This is a genomic window from Polynucleobacter acidiphobus (assembly GCF_003065385.1).
Classification (GTDB): domain Bacteria; phylum Pseudomonadota; class Gammaproteobacteria; order Burkholderiales; family Burkholderiaceae; genus Polynucleobacter; species Polynucleobacter acidiphobus.
Genome location: NZ_CP023277.1, coordinates 853,004 through 871,210 on the forward strand (window position 1 = coordinate 853,004; position 18,207 = coordinate 871,210).

The following is an 18,207-nucleotide window of genomic DNA, read 5'->3' on the forward strand; positions in this document are numbered from 1 at the left end:
GAGAAGATGATGGCACAACGGATTGCATATGTAACAGGCGGTATGGGCGGAATCGGTACGGCGATCTGTCAACGTTTATCTAAAGGTGGTTTTAAGGTGATCGCTGGCTGCGGCCCAAACTCGCCTCGTAAGGATCGCTGGATTGGTGAGCAAAAAGCCTTGGGCTATGAGTTCATTGCCTCTGAGGGCAATGTATCCGATTGGGAAAGCACAAAAGCAGCCTTTGAAAAGGTGAGAGCTGAGGTAGGTCGCGTTGATGTCTTAGTAAACAACGCCGGTATTACCCGGGATAGCGTGTTTCGGAAGATGACCCCTGAGGATTGGAAGGCTGTGATCGATACCAACCTCAACTCACTTTTTAATGTCACCAAGCAAGTGATTGATGGCATGATCGATAACGGCTGGGGCCGGATCATTAATATCTCCTCGGTCAACGGTCAGAAGGGCCAGTTTGGTCAAACCAACTATTCCACTGCCAAGGCAGGCTTGCATGGCTTTACCATGGCGCTTGCCCAAGAGGTGGCCAGCAAAGGGGTGACCGTGAACACCGTCTCCCCAGGCTATATCGCTACCGATATGGTCAAAGCAATCCGTGAAGATGTGCTTGAGAAGATCATCGGCACCATTCCGGTTAAGCGTCTTGGAACCCCTGATGAGATTGCCTCGATTTGTGCATGGATTGCCTCCGACGATGGTGCTTTCTCGACCGGCGCCGACTTCTCGCTCAATGGAGGTATTCATACAGGCTAAACTAGGGTAAATTCTGCATTGCAACAGCGAGCAAGGGAATAAGCATGGCTACACGAACTAGACGGGCTGGCGATGAGCGCCTAATCAAAAAGTACCCCAATCGGCGTCTCTACGATACCCAGACCAGTACCTATGTGACCCTTGCTGATATTAAGCAATTGGTGATGGCTTCCGAGAGCTTTAAAGTTCTCGATGCCAAAACCGACGAAGATCTGACCCGCAGTATTCTCTTGCAGATCATCCTTGAAGAAGAGGCCTGCGGGGTGCCTATTTTCACAACCCAGATGCTCCAGCAAATGATTCGTTTTTATGGTCACTCGATGCAAGGCTTGATGGGTAGTCACCTGGAACGCACCATGCAATCCTTCATGGACATGCAGCAAAAGTTATCGGAGCAATCCAAGTCAATGACGGGCGGTGGCACAGAAGCCTGGACCCAAATGATGAACCTGCAAAATCCCTTTATGCAAAATCTGATGACCAACTACATGGATCAGAGCAAGGACTTATTCTTAAAAATGCAGGAGCAAATGCAAGGTTCAAACCAACTCTTCACTGGCTTTCCATTCAAAGGCAAATCCGACGCATCGGATTCCAACTCTTAAGCATAGGGCTTAGAGACTCTCATTTCATCATTTCAGGATCGGGCATTATTCGTGGTTGCAAAAGTAGGATTTGTTTCATTGGGGTGCCCAAAAGCATTGGTGGATTCTGAGCTGATCTTGACGCAGTTAAGTGCCGAAGGCTACGAGACCGCAAAAGACTATGCGGGAGCCGATCTGGTGATCGTCAACACCTGCGGCTTTATTGACTCTGCAGTGGAGGAGAGCCTCTCTGCAATTGGTGAAGCCCTCACCGAAAACGGCAAGGTCATTGTGACCGGTTGCCTAGGTGCCAAGAAAAATGCCGATGGTAGCGATCTCATTACCAGCATTCATCCCAAAGTATTAGCGGTAACCGGACCACACGCAACCGCGGAAGTTTTGCAAGCAGTGCACACCCATTTGCCCAAACCGCATGACCCGTTTTTAGATCTCGTGCCACCAGCAGGTATCAAACTAACACCGAAACATTACGCCTATCTCAAAATCTCGGAGGGTTGTAATCATCGTTGTAGCTTTTGCATCATCCCCAGCATGCGAGGTGATCTGGTCTCACGCCCGATTGGCGATGTATTGCAAGAGGCCCAAAAACTCTTTGAGTCAGGAGTGAAAGAGATCTTGGTGGTTTCGCAAGACACGAGTGCCTACGGTGTGGATATTCAATATCGCACGGGGTTTTGGGAAGGTAAACCGATTAAGACTCGTCTATACGACCTAGCACTTGCCCTTCATGAGCTCGCCATATCGCATCAAGCCTGGGTAAGGATGCATTACGTATACCCATATCCGCACGTCGATCAGATCCTGCCAATCATGGCGCAATTTAAGGATACGGGATTTGGACTCTTACCGTATCTTGATATTCCATTTCAGCATGCACACCCAGATGTGCTCAAGCGCATGAAGCGACCGGCGAGCGGAGAGAAAAATCTGGATCGAATCCAGTCATGGCGGGCAATATGTCCTGATTTAGTAATCCGCAGCACCTTTATTGCCGGATTTCCAGGGGAAACTGAAGAAGAGTTTTCAGCCCTATTGCAATTTATGGAAGAGGCGCAAATTGATCGAGCCGGCTGTTTTGCCTATTCACCGGTGGAGGGCGCCACCGCCAATCAACTCGATAACCCCGTTCCAGAACCCATTCGCGAAGAGCGGCGCTCCCGCTTCATGGCGCTGGCTGAGGAGCAATCGAGCCGGCGCTTACGGCGATTAGTCGACCAACGCATTCGGGTATTAGTTGATCATGTGACTCCTGAGGGCGGGATCGGTCGGAGTGCCGCCGACGCCCCAGAAATTGACGGGATTGTCAAAATTTTGCCACCCAGTAAGCCTTCCAAGCGCTATCGGGTTGGAGAGTTTGTAAAGGCAACCGTCCTTGATACGCAAGGGCATGATCTGATTGTGCAAGTCTAGATAATTCGTAATGAATGAGTAATACTAGGGGAGATAATTAAAGTTATCCGTTGAATGGCTAATTTGCAAAGAGGGGAATAATGATGAGTCGTGAAGTCGTAGTTTTAAGTGCAGCACGTTCTGCAATTGGTAGTTATGGCGGCAGTCTCAGTGGCATGGAGCCATCGGAACTGGCTGGCGTAGTGATGAAAGAAGCAGTTGCCCGTTCTGGCGCAGATCCTGCCAAGATCAATTATGTGACGGTCGGCAACACCATGCCAACCGACTCACGCTACGCCTATGTATCACGCGTGGCTGCAATTCAAGCGGGACTCCCGATGGATTCCGTAGCTATGGCAGTTAATCGTTTGTGCAGTTCAGGATTGCAAGCGATTGTGACCACTGCACAGGGCATCATGCTTAACGACTATGACTATGGTGTGGGCGGTGGTGTTGAAGTAATGTCACGCGCGATGTACGGCGCGACAGCTATGCGCAATGGTGCGCGCATGGGCGATACCAAGATGATTGACCTGATGGTTGCTGTGCTCACGGATCCCTTTGGTGTCGGTCATATGGGCATCACCGCTGAGAACTTGGCTGAAAAATGGAAGATCACACGCGAAGATCAGGATGCGTTTGCCGTTGAATCCCATCGCCGTGCTGCAGTAGCAATTAAAGAAGGGCGCTTTAAATCCCAAATCGTATCGATTACATTAAAAACCCGAAAGGGTGACGTGGTGTTTGATACCGATGAGCATTGCAAACCGGATACCACCATGGAGACCTTAGGAAAAATGAAGCCCGCCTTCAAAAAAGAGGGTGGCACAGTCACCGCAGGAAATGCATCGGGTGTGAACGACGGTGCTGCCTTCATGGTCCTGGCAGCGGCTGATGTGGCTGCCAAAGCTGGACAAAAGCCGATTGCGCGTTTGGTCTCTTATGCAGTCGCTGGTGTGCCCAATCACATCATGGGCGAAGGTCCCATTCCTGCAACCAAGATTGCTTTGCAACGCGCAGGACTGACCCTAGACCAAATGGATGTCATTGAGTCCAATGAAGCCTTTGCTGCTCAGGCGATTGCTGTGACCAAGGGATTAGGTTTGGACCCAGCAAAGACCAATGTCAACGGTGGCGCGGTAGCACTCGGTCACCCAGTAGGTTGCACTGGCGCTGCGATTGCTACTAAAGCGATTTATGAACTGCATCGTACCAATGGTAAATACTGCTTAGTGACCATGTGTATTGGTGGCGGTCAAGGAATTGCCGCGGTATTTGAGCGACTCTAAGCCTTACAGCAGTTCGAGGACTGCATCTAAGCCGACGTTGTCTAAAGCGACGTCGGCTTTTTCTTTAACAACCGCCTTGGCGCGATAGGCGACGCTCAAACCGCAGTCGGCCATCATGAGTAGATCATTCGCACCATCACCAATCACAATCGCTGCGTACTTATCAAGATCAAAGCGTGCGCATGCGGCTTCCACAAACCGATTCTTGGCCGCCCCATCCACAATCTCACCTAAGACCTTACCAGTGAGTTGATCACCTCTGATCTCCAATTGATTGGAGTGGGTCTCGCACAAAGCAAGACGTTCTTGCATGCGATCCGTAAAGAATGTGAAGCCACCCGAAACCAGCAGGGTGTGCATATCACGTTCATGTGCACCACTGATTAAGAGCTCTGCCCCGGGATTGAGTTGCAAGCGTTCCTGATAGACCGAATGCAATGCGGTAATGGGCGCACCCTCTAACAGGGCAACACGGCGACGTAAGCTCTCTGCAAAGTTTGGGATCTCTCCACGCATCGTGGCGGAGGTAATTTCTGCGACCGCTGCTTTCTTACCAGTAAAGTCAGCGATTTCATCAATGCACTCAATATTGATTAAGGTCGAGTCCATGTCCATGGCCAAGACCTTCAATGCCTTGGAATCAAAACCCGCTGGCAGAATAGCGAGGTCGCAAGCACGCTCTGCGCAATACTGACGTAGACCATTGCGTTCGAATGCCTCAATCTCGCGCATTAATAAGAATCGCCCAGCAGTATGCTGAAAACCGATCCCCAGGGTTTGCATGGCACGCTCTAAGCCCAAGATCAATTGGGGATCGGCCGCTTTTGATCCTAAGATCTGCAAACTAGGGAAGGGGTTAGACGATGAAGACGCCATAAATCAATTATGCCTAAGCGATCGGTGAGAGCGCAGGGCTTGGTAGTGGATGTGCCGAGGCCACCAGAGCGGTACTTAAGAGTTTCATGAGCTGGCGAATCGCTTCGATGCGCTGCTCAAGCTGATCAAACGAGGATCCTTTGGCAGGCAAGTATTTAATTCGGTCTTGACCATTGAGTTGTACTTGATGATTGGATTGGACCAAACGAATCAATTTCACGGGATCCAATGGGGGGTGTGCAATAAAACTTACCTGTATGCCATTTGGACTCGCATCCATTTTCTGAATGCCGTAGAGAACCATTTCAAGGCGTAGGCGATGGGTCTCGTAAAAGGCTTTGGCGGGATCAGGTAAGTTGCCAAAGCGATCGACGAGTTCTTCACGCAACTGGCTCAACTCATCAAATGCTTCACAGCTGGCAAAGCGTTTGTAGAGCGATAGGCGTTCATGCACATCGGGACAATAATCCGCAGGCAGGAGAGCGGGTGCCCCTAAATTAACATCGGTCACCGCTTGCATGGGTGAGAGTAGGTCGGGCTCCTTACCACTGCGTAAGGACTTGACTGCGCGATTGAGCATCTCGGTATATAGCTGAAAGCCAATTTCATGGATCTCGCCTGATTGCTTATCGCCCAATACCTCACCAGCCCCGCGGATCTCTAAATCGTGCATAGCAAGATAAAAACCAGAACCGAGCTCCTCCATCGCCACGATCGCATCTAGGCGTAAACGCGCTTGCTTCGTTAGGGCATCTGGGTCAGGCACTAAAAGATAGGCATAGGCTTGGTGATGCGAGCGACCTACGCGACCGCGCAATTGGTGGAGTTGCGCCAAGCCAAACTTATCAGCGCGATGCATGATAATGGTATTAGCGGTTGGTACGTCGATGCCAGTCTCAATAATGGTGGTGCACAGTAAGACATTGCTGCGCTGGGTCACAAAATCCCGCATTACAGCCTCGAGTTCGCGTTCGTGCATTTGACCATGTGCCACGGTAATTCGGGCTTCGGGTAAGAGCATTTGCAAGGCTTGCTTGCGATTTTGGATGGTCTCCACCTCGTTGTGTAAGAAGTACACCTGACCACCACGCTTGATCTCGCGCAAGACCGCTTCCCGAATCACGCCATCGCTCTCACGTCGCACAAAGGTCTTAATGGCCAAACGTTTCTGCGGAGCAGTGGCAATCACCGAGAACTCACGTAAGCCCTCGAGCGCCATACCCAAAGTGCGCGGTATTGGAGTGGCAGTGAGTGTGAGGATATCCACCTCTGCACGCAGTGCCTTCAAGGCATCTTTCTGACGCACACCAAAGCGATGTTCTTCATCAACAATTACCAAACCAAGGCGAGCAAATTGCGTCTCTTTGGATAGCAGCTTATGGGTACCAATCACAATGTCAGCCTCACCAGCAGCAATCGCAGCCAATGCCCCACTAATCTCTTTAGCAGTCTTAAAACGTGAGAGCTCCACAATCCGAACTGGCCAGGCGGCAAAACGATCTTTCCAGGTGGCAGCGTGTTGCTCAGCCAGTAGGGTGGTAGGCGCCAGAATCGCCACTTGTTTACCACCCATCACTGCTACAAAGCTAGCACGGAGTGCCACCTCGGTTTTACCAAAACCCACATCGCCGCAAACCAAGCGGTCCATCGGCTTGCCGCTGGTCATATCGCCAATCACTGCAGCAATCGCATTGGCCTGATCTGGCGTTTCTTCAAAACCAAAGCTCTCTGCAAACGCGGCATAGTCATGCGCCGAGAACTCAAAGGCGTGTCCTTTGCGGATTGCACGTGCGGCATAGAGATTGAGAAGCTCTGCTGCTGTATCCCGGATTTGCTGAGCAGCCTTGCGTTTGGCTTTATCCCACTGACCAGAGCCCAATTGATGCAAGGGCGCTGAATCCGGATCGGCTCCGGCATAGCGCGTGACCTGATGCAGTTGCTGGACTGGCACATACAAGGTTGCATCGTGTGCGTAGATGAGATGCAAAAATTCCTCGAAGGCGGGCGCTTCTTTGGGACTGGCCATATTCAGTAATACCAAGCCTTGGTAACGACCAATGCCATGCTCGACATGAACTACGGGGTCGCCGACCTTGAGCTCGGATAAATCCTTAAAAAGGGTATCGGGATCGGTATTGCTGGTTTCTTTACCACGCCGCTGACGCGCCGTTTGCGTGAAGAGCTCGGCCTCGGTAATAATGAGTAATTGCTGGGGTTGCCATACAAAGCCATTAAAGAGTGGTGATACGCAACACCCAAAGCGCTCATGGCCTTTCACAAAATCAGCAATGGTGTTCACGCTTTGTGGATGCAAAGCAAACGCTGCATCTTCAGAAGACCCTAAATTACTCTCCTCAATCAGTTGCCGAATGGATTCGAGTCGTCCCGCACTCTCTGCACAAATTAAGATACGCCACTCATTTTGAGAAACTAACTGCCGTAAGCGTTTTAAAGGATCAGCATCGCGTCGATGCACAGCCACATCTGGTAATGGAGTAAAAACTGGTTCTGTGGATTGCGCCAGAGCAACTTGTGCTTGCAGCATGAAACGCGGATAGGACTTCGCGATGGTATAAAACTGCTCTAAGCTCAAGAACAAATCTTGAGGCTTTAGAACAGGACGCTCGAGATCGTGCTTCAGAAAAGCATAGCGTTGCTCGGTATCTTTCCAGAACTGCGTGATACTGGTTTCAATATCACCCACATAGCCAAGACAAATGTCGCTGCGACTATCCTCTTGGTCGCTGCGCACAAAGTGATCAAAGATGGTGGCGGTCTCATCAAAAAACAGCGGCAGGTAAGACTCAATCCCCGCCGTCGGAATCCCGGTGCTCACATCCTTGTAGATCGAACAGCGCGTTGGGTCTCCCTCGAAGTATTCCCGCCAGCGTCCTCGAAAAGCTGTACGTGATGCCTCATCAAAGGGAAACTCATGACCGGGCAATAAACGGATTTCTTTAACGGGATACAAACTACGTTGGGTGTCTGGATCAAAAGCACGGATATGCTCAATCTCATCGCCAAAAAGATCGAGGCGATAGGGCAGGGATGACCCCATCGGGAACAAATCAATTAAGCCACCGCGAATGCTGTACTCGCCAGGGCGCATCACTGCACTGACCGGATCGTAACCCGCCTGTTGCAATTGCAAACGCAGCGCCTCTTCATTTAAGCGCTCGCCTTGGCGAAAGAAAAAAGTATGTGCGGATAAAAATGCGGGTGGGGCAAGCCGCTGCAATGCGGTGGTCACCGGCATGAGGATCAGATCGCAGGTACCGTTTTGCATTTCATGGAGGGTCGCCAAGCGCTCGGAGATTAAATCTTGATGTGGCGAGAAATGATCGTAGGGCAGGATCTCCCAATCTGGCAGTAAGCGAATGCGCAATTGCGGCGCAAAGCTCGGAATCTCCTCCAATAAGCGCTGGGCATCGGTCGCATTGGCGCAAAGCACCACAAATTGGCTGTAATGGGCGCGATAGGCGCTCGCCATTTGTGCCAGAAGCGCTGCATCAGCAGAGCCAACAATGGAATCGAAGGTAAAGCGCTGCCCCGCCCGTAGCACGGGAATAGGGGGTGTAAGTAAAGCAGCAGGCCTTGGCGCTGCCGCTGGATTGACAGCATCCGACATCTGGAAGCATTATAGAATCAGGTATGTATTCCACTCTGACCCTGAGATGGCAAACGTAAATAAGCGTTGCCATGCCGTATTACCCTCCGCGGGCATGGGCGTGCGCTTGGGTGGCGATCAACCTAAGCAATTTCGGCATTTGGCTGGTAAGCCCATGTTGCTCTATGCCTTAGATGCCTTCTTTGCTTGCCCTGAGGTGAACTCCGTCTGGATCGGCATGAGTCCTGGCTCTAATCCTTTGATCCATGACCTCAAGTCACGCTACCCCAATCCAGTCAAACGCTTTGAATTCCTGGAAACAGGCGGCCCCACTCGTCAGCAAACCGTCTTAAATACGCTTGCAGCGATGCTTGATCTTGGAGTGGATCCCCTCGATTGGGTTTTGGTGCACGATGCAGCTCGTCCAGGAATCACCCCCGAATTGATTGCTCGACTCATCACTTTAGTCAAAGCTCAAGAGCAAACTGAGAGCCACCATCAGGCATTGCAATCCGGCGGTCTCTTAGCGATGCCGGTTGCCGATACGATGAAAGAGACCACGCACGATGCGATGCGCGCCAAAACCACGATTGATCGCTCGCGTCTGTGGCAAGCACAAACTCCACAGATGTTTCCTCTCAAAGTGCTCCATGATGCATTAAGTCAAGCCATTGAAGCTGGGGCTAATATTACCGATGAAGCGAGCGCGATTGAACGCTTAGGTGGGCAGCCACTCTTGGTCGAGGGCGCCACCCGGAACTTTAAGGTGACCCATCCTGCGGATTGGGAGTTGATGGAGCTAGTATTAGGTGAGCGTCGGTAGAATATTGTCATGACAGCCAGCATTCCATTTCGGATCGGACAGGGGTATGACATTCATGCTCTCGTGCCCGATCGCAAATTGATTCTTGGGGGGGTAACCATTCCCTATGAAAAGGGTCTACTTGGCCATTCGGATGCTGACGCACTCCTGCATGCCATTACCGATGCGCTCTTAGGTGCCGCTGGTTTACATGACATTGGGCAAATGTTCCCTGATGACGATGCGCGCTTCAAAGACATGGATAGCCGAGTGCTACTGCGAGCAGCCTTGCAAAAAGTCCAAGCAGTGGGGTATCAGGTTGGCAATGTCGATGCCACTGTCATTTGTCAAAAACCAAAATTAGCCCCGTATATTCCGGAGATGGTGCGCCACATTGCGAGCGATCTGAAGGTAACCGATAGCCACATTAATTTGAAAGCCAAGACCAATGAATCCTTAGGCCATTTGGGTCGAGGTGAGGGAATCGCAGTCCACGCCGTGGCTCTCCTCTATAAGGCATTGTAGAATCTACCTTTTACGTGAATTCTGAGCCGGTTCGTGTCTGCATCGCTGAAATGCGAGGATGGCGAAATTGGTAGACGCACCAGGTTTAGGTCCTGACGCCAGAAATGGTGTGGGGGTTCGAGTCCCCCTCCTCGCACCACACGGCTGCTTGGCTTAGTCTTCACATCTAACCTTCATTAAAGAGGCTGCAGTGCAAATCGAAAACTTAGGTAGCTTAGACCGCAAAATTACTCTCCAATTTAATCGTGCTGATGTGAACCAAGCACGCGAAGCACGTTTAAACAAGATTGGTAAATCCATGAAGATGCCTGGCTTTCGTCCAGGTAAGGTGCCCAAGAAAATGGTGGAGCAGCAGTATGGCCTACAAGTGGATTTCGAGGTTCAGTATGACAAAGCCTCGCAACTCTTTTATGAGGTCAGCAAAAAAGAAGGAATCAAATTAGCTAGCCAGCCCCGCTTAGAACCCAAAAGTGATATTGGCGCTGACGAAGTGGTCTTTGATGCCTTTTTTGAAGTCTTGCCCGAAGTGAAGATTGGTGACTTCAGTGGCTCCGAGTTAACCCGCTACACCACCGATGTCAATGATCCAGAAATCGATCGCGCATTGGATGTGTTGCGCAAACAACGCGTGCATTACCACTCCCGTGGTGAGGCAGGCGAGCATGGTGATGGTGGTGCTGACACGAGCGCCCAAAAAGATGATCAAGTCACCCTTGATTTTGTGGGCACGATTGATGGTGTCGAGTTTGCAGGCGGTAAAGCCGACGACTTCAAATTCGTAATCGGTGCCGGTCAGATGTTGCCCGAGTTTGAGGCCGCAGCCTTAGGTCTTAAAAAGGGCGAGAGCAAAACCTTCCCCTTAAGCTTCCCAGCGGAATACCACGGTAAAGAAGTGGCAGGTAAAACCGCTCAGTTCACGATCACCATGAAAGATGTCGCCTGGCCTCATTTACCTCCTGTTGACGATGAGTTCGCCAAATCCCTTGGGATTACCGAAGGTGGCGTCGAGAAGATGCGCAGTGAGATTAAGGCCAATATGGAGCGTGAGGTGAAGCGGCGCAGCGAGGCTCTTCTTAAGAATCAGGTCATGGAAGAGTTAATTAAGCAATGCCTACTCGATGTGCCCAAATCACTAATTACCAGCGAGCAAGAGCGCTTAGTAGAGGGCGCGCGTCAGGACCTGATGCAACGCGGCATCCCCAATGCAAAGGATGCGCCGATTCCTGCCGAAATGTTTGCTGAGCAGGCTGATAAGCGCGTGCGTCTTGGATTGATTCTGTCGGATCTGGTCAAGCTACATAACTTAAGCGCGACCCCGGATCAAATTAAAGCCTCGATCGAAGAGACCGCGGCTACCTATGAGGATCCCAAAGAGGTGGTGCGCTGGTATTACAGCGATCCAAGCCGCCTCAAGGAGGTCGAAGCAGTGGTGCTCGAGGAGAACGTGGTGAAGCACATTTGCGGTCTCGCGAAGGTAGCTGATAAATCGGTTAGTTTCGAAGAGCTCAGCAAAATGAGTTAATCTAGTAGCCAATGATTAATCTGGAAAGTTAATGAGCATGAGCGCACTTGAAACCCAAGCCCTTGGTTTAGTCCCGATGGTAGTAGAAACCTCTGGACGAGGAGAGCGTGCCTACGATATCTACTCACGTCTATTAAAAGAGCGGGTGGTGTTTCTAGTGGGTGAGGTCAATGATCAAACCGCCAACCTGGTGATTGCGCAATTACTATTTCTGGAGAGTGAGAACCCCGATAAGGAGATCTCGCTCTATATCAATTCTCCTGGTGGATCGGTCTCTGCTGGTTTGGCGATCTACGACACCATGCAATTCATTAAGCCGCATGTAAGTACCTTGTGCATGGGAATGGCTGCCAGCATGGGCGCCTTCTTGCTGGCCGCTGGTGAGAAAGGCAAGCGCTACGCCTTGCCCAATGCGCGCGTGATGATTCATCAGCCATTAGGTGGTGCACGAGGTCAGGCCTCCGATATTGAGATCCAAGCCCGCGAGATCTTGTACTTGCGCGAACGCTTGAACACGATCTTGTCGCAACGCACAGGCCAAACGATCGAGACCATCGCTAAAGATACCGATCGCGATAATTTCATGTCAGCCGAGCAAGCACGTGATTATGGCTTAGTTGATAAAGTGATTGATCAACGCGGTAGCTAATACGTAGAAGAAGCGATGAGCGAAACCACCACCACGGATAAAACGCTGTACTGTTCCTTCTGTGGCAAAAGCCAGCATGAAGTAAAAAAACTCATTGCCGGGCCATCGGTGTTTATTTGTGACGAGTGCATCGATCTATGCACCGATATTATTCAAGAAGAAATTGCGAAAGAGCCGCTCGCTAACAAAGGTGATGCACTACCATCACCCCAAGAGATTCGCTTAAACCTTGATCAATATGTAATCGGTCAAGATCTCGCCAAGAAAACACTAGCGGTCGCTGTTTACAACCATTACAAACGCTTATTGCATCTGCCTGCACCGAAAGTGAAAAAAGCAGAGGGCGATAAAGCTGAGGCTCCCAAAGATACGAAGAAAACGGCGGCGCAAGCTGGCAATAACAAGCCACTGGTCGATGGTGTAGAGTTGGCCAAGAGCAATATTCTGTTAATTGGCCCTACTGGCTCCGGTAAAACCTTGTTGGCACAGACCTTGGCCCGCATGCTAGATGTGCCGTTTGTGATGGCCGACGCCACTACATTGACCGAAGCCGGATACGTAGGCGAGGATGTTGAGAACATCATTCAGAAGCTCTTACAAAACTGCGACTACAACATAGAGAAGGCCGAGCGCGGTATTGTGTATATCGATGAGATCGATAAGATCTCACGTAAGTCAGATAATCCATCGATTACCCGCGATGTCTCGGGTGAGGGTGTGCAACAGGCTCTGCTCAAGTTGATTGAAGGCACGATGGCCTCAGTGCCACCCCAAGGCGGACGCAAGCACCCTAATCAAGATTTCTTACAGGTAGATACCACCAACATCCTCTTTATTTGTGGCGGCGCCTTTGATGGCTTAGAGAAAGTGATTCAGCAGCGGACCCAAAAGACCGGGATTGGTTTTGGGGCAGAAGTTGCTGCTAAAGATAGCCGGGGTATTGGACAACTCTTAGCAGAAGTCGAACCCGAGGATCTCATCAAGTTTGGCTTGATTCCCGAATTGATTGGACGCTTACCCGTACTCGCAACCTTAGCCGAGCTTGATGAAACCGCTTTAGTAGCGATCTTGACCGAACCCAAAAATGCACTAGTGAAGCAATACCAAGCCTTGCTTGGAATGGAGGGCGTAGAGTTGGAGGTTCGTCCCGAGGCCTTAAGTGCGATCGCAAAGAAGGCGATTGCCCGCAAAACCGGTGCTCGAGGCTTGCGATCCCTCCTCGAAGGCGTGCTGATGGATGTCATGTACGAACTTCCATCGATGAAGAATGTCCAAAAAGTCGTGATTGACGATAGCACCGTGCAATCTGGCGCTAAGCCTTTGATTGTGTACAAGCAGGGTGGCGATGATGCAGAGTCATCCCTGAGCAAAAAGGCTTAGGCCTTTGTCACAAAACCCCCTGAAATCAAGCCATTTTTGCAAAATTAACCCTAATTTAGGGTATTTTTGATCTTTTTTGTATGATTGGTATTGAGTTTCTCGAGGAACTCCCCACATAGGTAGTATGCTAGTCGTAGATCTAACTGGAGAACAACGCAATGCCAGGACAATTATTACTTCCTTCTGAACCCATCCAGTTACCTTTGTTGCCCTTAAGGGACGTGGTGGTCTTTCCCCATATGGTGATCCCATTGTTTGTGGGTCGCCCTAAATCCATTAAAGCCCTCGAGGCCGCGATGGAAACCGGCAAGAGCGTCTTGCTCGTGGCACAAAAAGCCGCTGCCAAAGATGAGCCCTCAGTTGAGGACCTCTATGAAGTGGGTTGTATTGCCAGTATCTTGCAAATGCTCAAACTGCCTGACGGTACCGTGAAGGTTCTGGTCGAAGGCTCGCAACGGGCTGAAGTGAGCCAGATTGAAGATAGCCTAGGCTACTTTAGTTGCGAAGCCACTCCCAAAGAGATTGAGGTGGTTGATGCGCACGAGACCGAAGCACTGCGCCGTGCGATCATGGCTCAGTTTGATCAGTACGTCAAACTCAATAAAAAAATCCCCCAAGAGATCTTGGCATCGCTTGCAGGAATTGATGATCCCAGCCGTTTAGCAGATACCATTTGCGCACACCTGCCAGTGAAGCTTGAGCAAAAGCAGCGCTTACTGGAAATGAACGGAGTGATGCAGCGCTTAGAAAGTCTCTTAACGGATCTTGAGAGCGAAATTGATATCTTGCAAGTCGAGAAGCGGATCCGTGGTCGCGTGAAGCGCCAGATGGAAAAGAGTCAGCGTGAGTATTACCTCAATGAGCAGGTGAAAGCCATTCAGAAAGAATTGGGTGAGGGCGAAGAGGGCGCTGACCTTGAGGAGCTGGAGAAGCGCATTAAAGCGGCACGCATGCCCAAGGAAGCCTTGAAAAAAGCCGAGTCTGAGCTCAAGAAATTAAAACTCATGTCACCAATGTCGGCTGAGGCGACGGTGATCCGGAACTTCATCGATACCTTGGTGAACTTGCCATGGCGCAAGAAGAGCAAGATCAATAATGACCTCAGCAATGCCGAGAAAGTATTGAACGAAGACCACTATGGTCTGGATAAAGTGAAAGAACGTATTTTGGAGTACCTCGCGGTTCAGCAACGGGTGGATCGTGTCAAAGCACCCATTTTGTGTTTGGTCGGTCCGCCCGGAGTGGGTAAGACCTCGCTTGGGCAATCGGTTGCACGCGCAACCAACCGTAAGTTCGTACGTATGGCCTTGGGTGGTGTGCGCGATGAGTCGGAGATTCGGGGGCATCGCCGGACCTATATTGGTTCAATGCCAGGCAAGATTCTGAGTAGCCTCACCAAGGTGGGTGTCCGTAATCCATTATTCCTGCTTGATGAAGTCGATAAGATGGGTATGGACTTCCGAGGTGATCCTGCCAGTGCCTTGCTTGAGGTCTTGGATCCAGAGCAAAACCATACCTTCCAAGATCACTATGTCGAAGTCGACTTTGATCTCTCCGATGTGATGTTTGTGGCAACTGCGAACTCGCTCAACATCCCCGGTCCCTTGTTGGATCGAATGGAAGTGATCCGCTTAGCCGGTTACACCGAGGATGAGAAACTTAGCATTGCGAAGAACTACCTCATCCCAAAACAAAACAAGAACAATGGCTTAAAGGATGGTGAACTCACCATTGATGAGAGCGCGATTCGGAACATCATTCGGTATTACACGCGTGAGGCAGGGGTTCGTGCACTCGAGCGCGAAATTAGCAAAATCTGCCGCAAGACCGTGAAGATGTTGCTCCTCAAAAAAGAGAGTGCACCGATCAAAGTCGACGCTGACAATCTTGAGAAGTTCCTATCGGTGCGCATGTTTGACTTTGGCTCGGCTGCGAAGGAGAACCAAGTTGGGCAGGTTACTGGTTTGGCATGGACCGAGGTCGGCGGTGATTTGCTCACCATTGAAGCAGCGCTGATGCCGGGCAAGGGAACAATCACTCGCACTGGCTCGATTGGCGATGTCATGAAAGAGTCCGTCGAGGCCGCTAGAACAGTGGTGCGCTCGCGCGCCAAGGGACTCGGTATTGTGGATGAGGCTTTCGAGAAGAAAGACATTCATATCCACTTCCCAGAGGGAGCCACTCCCAAAGATGGTCCATCGGCAGGTATCGCAATCACAACCGCACTGGTCTCGGTATTTACCGGAATCCCCGTGCGTTCTGATATTGCCATGACCGGTGAGATCACCTTGCGTGGTGAGGTACTGCCAATCGGTGGCCTGAAAGAGAAACTCCTTGCCGCACACCGCGGTGGGATTAAGCTGGTCCTGATTCCGGAAGAGAACGTCAAGGATTTGATTGATATTCCCGATAATGTGAAGAATGCAATCGAGATCGTCCCAGTGCGTTGGATTGATAAGGTCTTGGAACTTGCCCTTGAGCGCAAGGCTGAGCCCTTACCCGATCCCAGCCCTGAGGAGTTGGCCAAAAAGGCTGCGGAGGCTGCTAAGCAAACCAGTAGCCCTGCAAGTGGAGACGTCATCAAACATTAAGTTACAATCTCGGTTGTCAGTTTTAAGGGTGCTTAGCTCAGCTGGTAGAGCGTCTGCCTTACACGCAGAATGTCAGCGGTTCGATCCCGTTAGCACCCACCATTCTTTCTAATCCATGCTCGACTCCGTACGTAAACACCAAAAACTAGCGCAGATCATTCTGTTGATCTTTATCGTTCCATCGTTTGCGCTCTTTGGCATCTCGAGCTATACGGATTTCTTTGACAAAGATACGGATCTGGTCAAGATTGATGGCAAACCAATTACCACCCAAGAGGTGGATAACAATGCCAAGCGTCAAGCCGAGCGTTTTGGTGGGACCACTCAGATTGCTCAGAGTTTGCCCTTCCGACAAGCCATATTGGATGAGTTGATCCAGCAGCGCCTCTTGGCATTTGCCGTACGCGACCTCAAACTCAGTATTAGCAATGCCTACCTCAGTCAAAGCTTAGCGCAGATCCCAGAGATCAAGGCGATGTATAAGCCCGATGGCAGCTTCGACTCGGCACGCTACCGTCAACTGTTAGCGAATGTCGGGATGACCGTTGATCAATTTGAGAACGCCCAACGCTTTGATCTCATGATTCAGCAACTGGTTACCGCAGTGGCGCGTACCGAGTTACCCAATCCAAAATTAGCAAGCATGATCTCAACGATGTATGAGACCGAACGCCAGGTTCAATCCTTACGCTTTACTGCGAATGAGTTTGTAAACAAGGTGACCCCGACCGATGCCCAGTTACAAGAGTACTACGAGGCTAATACCAAACTCTTTGAGTCTCCTGAGACTATCGATGTGGAGTTCCTAGTACTCAAAGCCGATCCTAAAGAAGACGCCAAAGTATTTAATGACAAGGCTGATCAGTTCGCAAACATTACCTATGATCAAGCGGACAGTCTTAAACCAGCAGCGGATAAATTAAAGCTCTCCATTCAGTCGGCCAAAGGGGTGGGGCGGAATGGTCAAGCAAGCCTCTCCAAAGATCACCCCATGAATGACCGACGCGTGGTACAAGCCCTATTTAATGATGAAGCGCTCAAGAACAAACGCAACATTGAAGCGGTACAAATTGCTCCTGGCACCTTTGTATCGGCACGCGTGGTGACCTTCTATCCAGCAAAAGTTCTGCCTTATAAAGAGGTGAGTGCTGAAGTACGTCGCCAGTACAGTCTGAAGGCTGCTCAAAAACTAGCCGCCGAAGCAGCAGGGACTCGCTTTGAAGCCCTGCAAAAGAATCCCAATGACACCAATGGTTTTGGTAAACCAGTATGGGTCTCACGTAATAAGCCAACCGATCTAGTTGGCCCACAGTTGGATGCAGTGATGGCGGTTGATCCAGCCAAGCTACCTGTGGTGGTATCCGCTCAGGGCTCTGATGGCGGAATTACTCTGTATCGCATTGATCAAGTGCGTCAACCACCAGCCGCAGATCCCAAAATGCGTGCCGCACAAGCACAACAAATGGAAGCGCTAGCAGCCCAAGCCGAGTTTGCAGCCTTCCTCAATCACATGCGCATCTTGGCGGATGTGAAGATTATTAATCCACTGAAGTAATAATCAATTGGTTTTAAGAAGCTCTCGATACGGTTCGAGAGCCTTCCATACGTTGTTGAACATAATTGGTTGAGCCTGTTCATTTGGATGAATCCGATCCGCCTGAAATAACTCAGGTCGTTTAGCAACACCTTCCAGGAAAAAAGGCAGCAGGGGTATTTGCTCCGACTGCGCTAGGGTCACAAACAATCGCGCAAACTGTTTGGTGTACTCCTGACCATAGTTGGGAGGGATTTGCATCCCCAGGAGTAAAACCTCGGCACCACTTTTCTTACTCATCACAATCATCTCTTTGAGGTTTTTCTGGGTAGCCGCGAGAGAGAGTCCTCGCAAGGCATCATTGGCACCCAGCTCAATAATCACTAAACGAGGCTTGATGCGTTTTAAGAGATCTGGCAGACGACTTAAGCCGCCTGCGGTGGTCTCACCGCTGATACTGGCATTGGCAACTTGCCAAACACTGCCATCCTTGCGTAATTGATTCTGGAGCAATCCCACCCAACCAGTACCGCGTGGCAGTCCATATTCTGCGGAGAGGCTATCGCCTAGAACCAGGAGTTGTGGAGTTGCGCTTGGGGTCTTAGCAGTTTGTGCCTGCACGGGTGCAGCACTGACGAGTAAGATGGAGGCCAATCCAACAACAAATTGTTTAAACAAGGGATTCACA

The 18,207-nt window shown here is 50.6% G+C and carries 14 protein-coding genes and 2 tRNA genes; 13 read left to right on the forward strand and 3 right to left on the reverse strand.

Annotated features, from left to right (window positions below; all coding sequences use genetic code 11):
* Nucleotides 1-9 precede the first annotated feature (9 nt).
* The 4 genes from AOC32_RS04590 (at nucleotide 10) to AOC32_RS04605 (ending at nucleotide 4,033) form a co-directional block, all read left to right on the forward strand.
* Nucleotides 10-750 carry a 3-ketoacyl-ACP reductase gene (locus AOC32_RS04590; protein WP_108508359.1) on the forward strand — a complete coding sequence of 247 codons (741 nt, stop codon included), beginning with the start codon at nucleotides 10-12 and terminating at the stop codon, nucleotides 748-750.
* 44 nt (nucleotides 751-794) lie between these two features.
* Nucleotides 795-1,355, forward strand: coding sequence for a polyhydroxyalkanoate synthesis repressor PhaR (phaR, locus tag AOC32_RS04595; RefSeq protein WP_108508360.1), 561 nt, complete (start codon nucleotides 795-797; stop codon nucleotides 1,353-1,355).
* 51 nt (nucleotides 1,356-1,406) lie between these two features.
* Complete coding sequence (rimO, locus tag AOC32_RS04600) at nucleotides 1,407-2,765, forward strand: 30S ribosomal protein S12 methylthiotransferase RimO (protein ID WP_108508361.1); 1,359 nt, start codon at nucleotides 1,407-1,409, stop codon at nucleotides 2,763-2,765.
* 83 nt (nucleotides 2,766-2,848) lie between these two features.
* Nucleotides 2,849-4,033 (forward strand): acetyl-CoA C-acyltransferase family protein, encoded by a 1,185-nt coding sequence (locus tag AOC32_RS04605; protein ID WP_108509336.1) that lies wholly within the window; start codon nucleotides 2,849-2,851, stop codon nucleotides 4,031-4,033.
* Between the two features lie 3 nt (nucleotides 4,034-4,036).
* Here the strand turns inward: AOC32_RS04605 and serB are convergent, their stop codons facing one another.
* Both serB and mfd read right to left on the reverse strand, forming a co-directional pair.
* On the reverse strand, nucleotides 4,037-4,909 hold the full coding sequence (serB, locus tag AOC32_RS04610) for a phosphoserine phosphatase SerB (protein WP_234409810.1): 873 nt from the start codon (nucleotides 4,907-4,909) through the stop codon (nucleotides 4,037-4,039).
* Between the two features lie 13 nt (nucleotides 4,910-4,922).
* Complete coding sequence (gene mfd / locus AOC32_RS04615; protein WP_108508362.1) at nucleotides 4,923-8,537, reverse strand: transcription-repair coupling factor; 3,615 nt, start codon at nucleotides 8,535-8,537, stop codon at nucleotides 4,923-4,925.
* Nucleotides 8,538-8,583: 46 nt separating this feature from the next.
* On the opposite strand from mfd, the gene ispD reads away from it, so the two are divergent.
* The 9 genes from ispD to AOC32_RS04660 all read left to right on the forward strand — a co-directional run bounded on the left by ispD (nucleotide 8,584) and on the right by AOC32_RS04660 (nucleotide 17,540).
* Nucleotides 8,584-9,339 (forward strand): 2-C-methyl-D-erythritol 4-phosphate cytidylyltransferase, encoded by a 756-nt coding sequence (gene ispD, locus AOC32_RS04620; RefSeq protein WP_108508363.1) that lies wholly within the window; start codon nucleotides 8,584-8,586, stop codon nucleotides 9,337-9,339.
* 9 nt (nucleotides 9,340-9,348) lie between these two features.
* Nucleotides 9,349-9,843, forward strand: coding sequence for a 2-C-methyl-D-erythritol 2,4-cyclodiphosphate synthase (gene ispF / locus AOC32_RS04625; RefSeq protein ID WP_108508364.1), 495 nt, complete (start codon nucleotides 9,349-9,351; stop codon nucleotides 9,841-9,843).
* Between the two features lie 52 nt (nucleotides 9,844-9,895).
* Nucleotides 9,896-9,982, forward strand: a tRNA-Leu gene (locus AOC32_RS04630).
* 51 nt (nucleotides 9,983-10,033) lie between these two features.
* Nucleotides 10,034-11,365 (forward strand): trigger factor, encoded by a 1,332-nt coding sequence (gene tig / locus AOC32_RS04635; protein ID WP_199908526.1) that lies wholly within the window; start codon nucleotides 10,034-10,036, stop codon nucleotides 11,363-11,365.
* A gap of 37 nt (nucleotides 11,366-11,402) precedes the next feature.
* On the forward strand, nucleotides 11,403-12,014 hold the full coding sequence (gene clpP / locus AOC32_RS04640) for an ATP-dependent Clp endopeptidase proteolytic subunit ClpP (protein WP_407675549.1): 612 nt from the start codon (nucleotides 11,403-11,405) through the stop codon (nucleotides 12,012-12,014).
* 15 nt (nucleotides 12,015-12,029) lie between these two features.
* Nucleotides 12,030-13,394: an ATP-dependent Clp protease ATP-binding subunit ClpX gene (gene clpX, locus AOC32_RS04645; RefSeq protein ID WP_108508367.1), complete on the forward strand. Its 1,365-nt coding sequence runs from the start codon at nucleotides 12,030-12,032 to the stop codon at nucleotides 13,392-13,394.
* A gap of 158 nt (nucleotides 13,395-13,552) precedes the next feature.
* Nucleotides 13,553-15,985: an endopeptidase La gene (gene lon / locus AOC32_RS04650; protein ID WP_108508368.1), complete on the forward strand. Its 2,433-nt coding sequence runs from the start codon at nucleotides 13,553-13,555 to the stop codon at nucleotides 15,983-15,985.
* Nucleotides 15,986-16,011: 26 nt separating this feature from the next.
* A tRNA-Val gene (locus AOC32_RS04655) sits at nucleotides 16,012-16,087 on the forward strand.
* A 13-nt stretch (nucleotides 16,088-16,100) separates the two neighbouring features.
* Nucleotides 16,101-17,540, forward strand: coding sequence for a peptidylprolyl isomerase (locus tag AOC32_RS04660; RefSeq protein WP_108508369.1), 1,440 nt, complete (start codon nucleotides 16,101-16,103; stop codon nucleotides 17,538-17,540).
* Between the two features lie 3 nt (nucleotides 17,541-17,543).
* On the opposite strand, the gene AOC32_RS04665 is transcribed toward AOC32_RS04660, so the two are convergent.
* The gene (locus AOC32_RS04665; protein ID WP_407675550.1) at nucleotides 17,544-18,206 is read right to left on the reverse strand and encodes an arylesterase; all 663 of its coding nucleotides are present in this window, start codon (nucleotides 18,204-18,206) and stop codon (nucleotides 17,544-17,546) included.
* Nucleotide 18,207 lies beyond the last annotated feature (1 nt).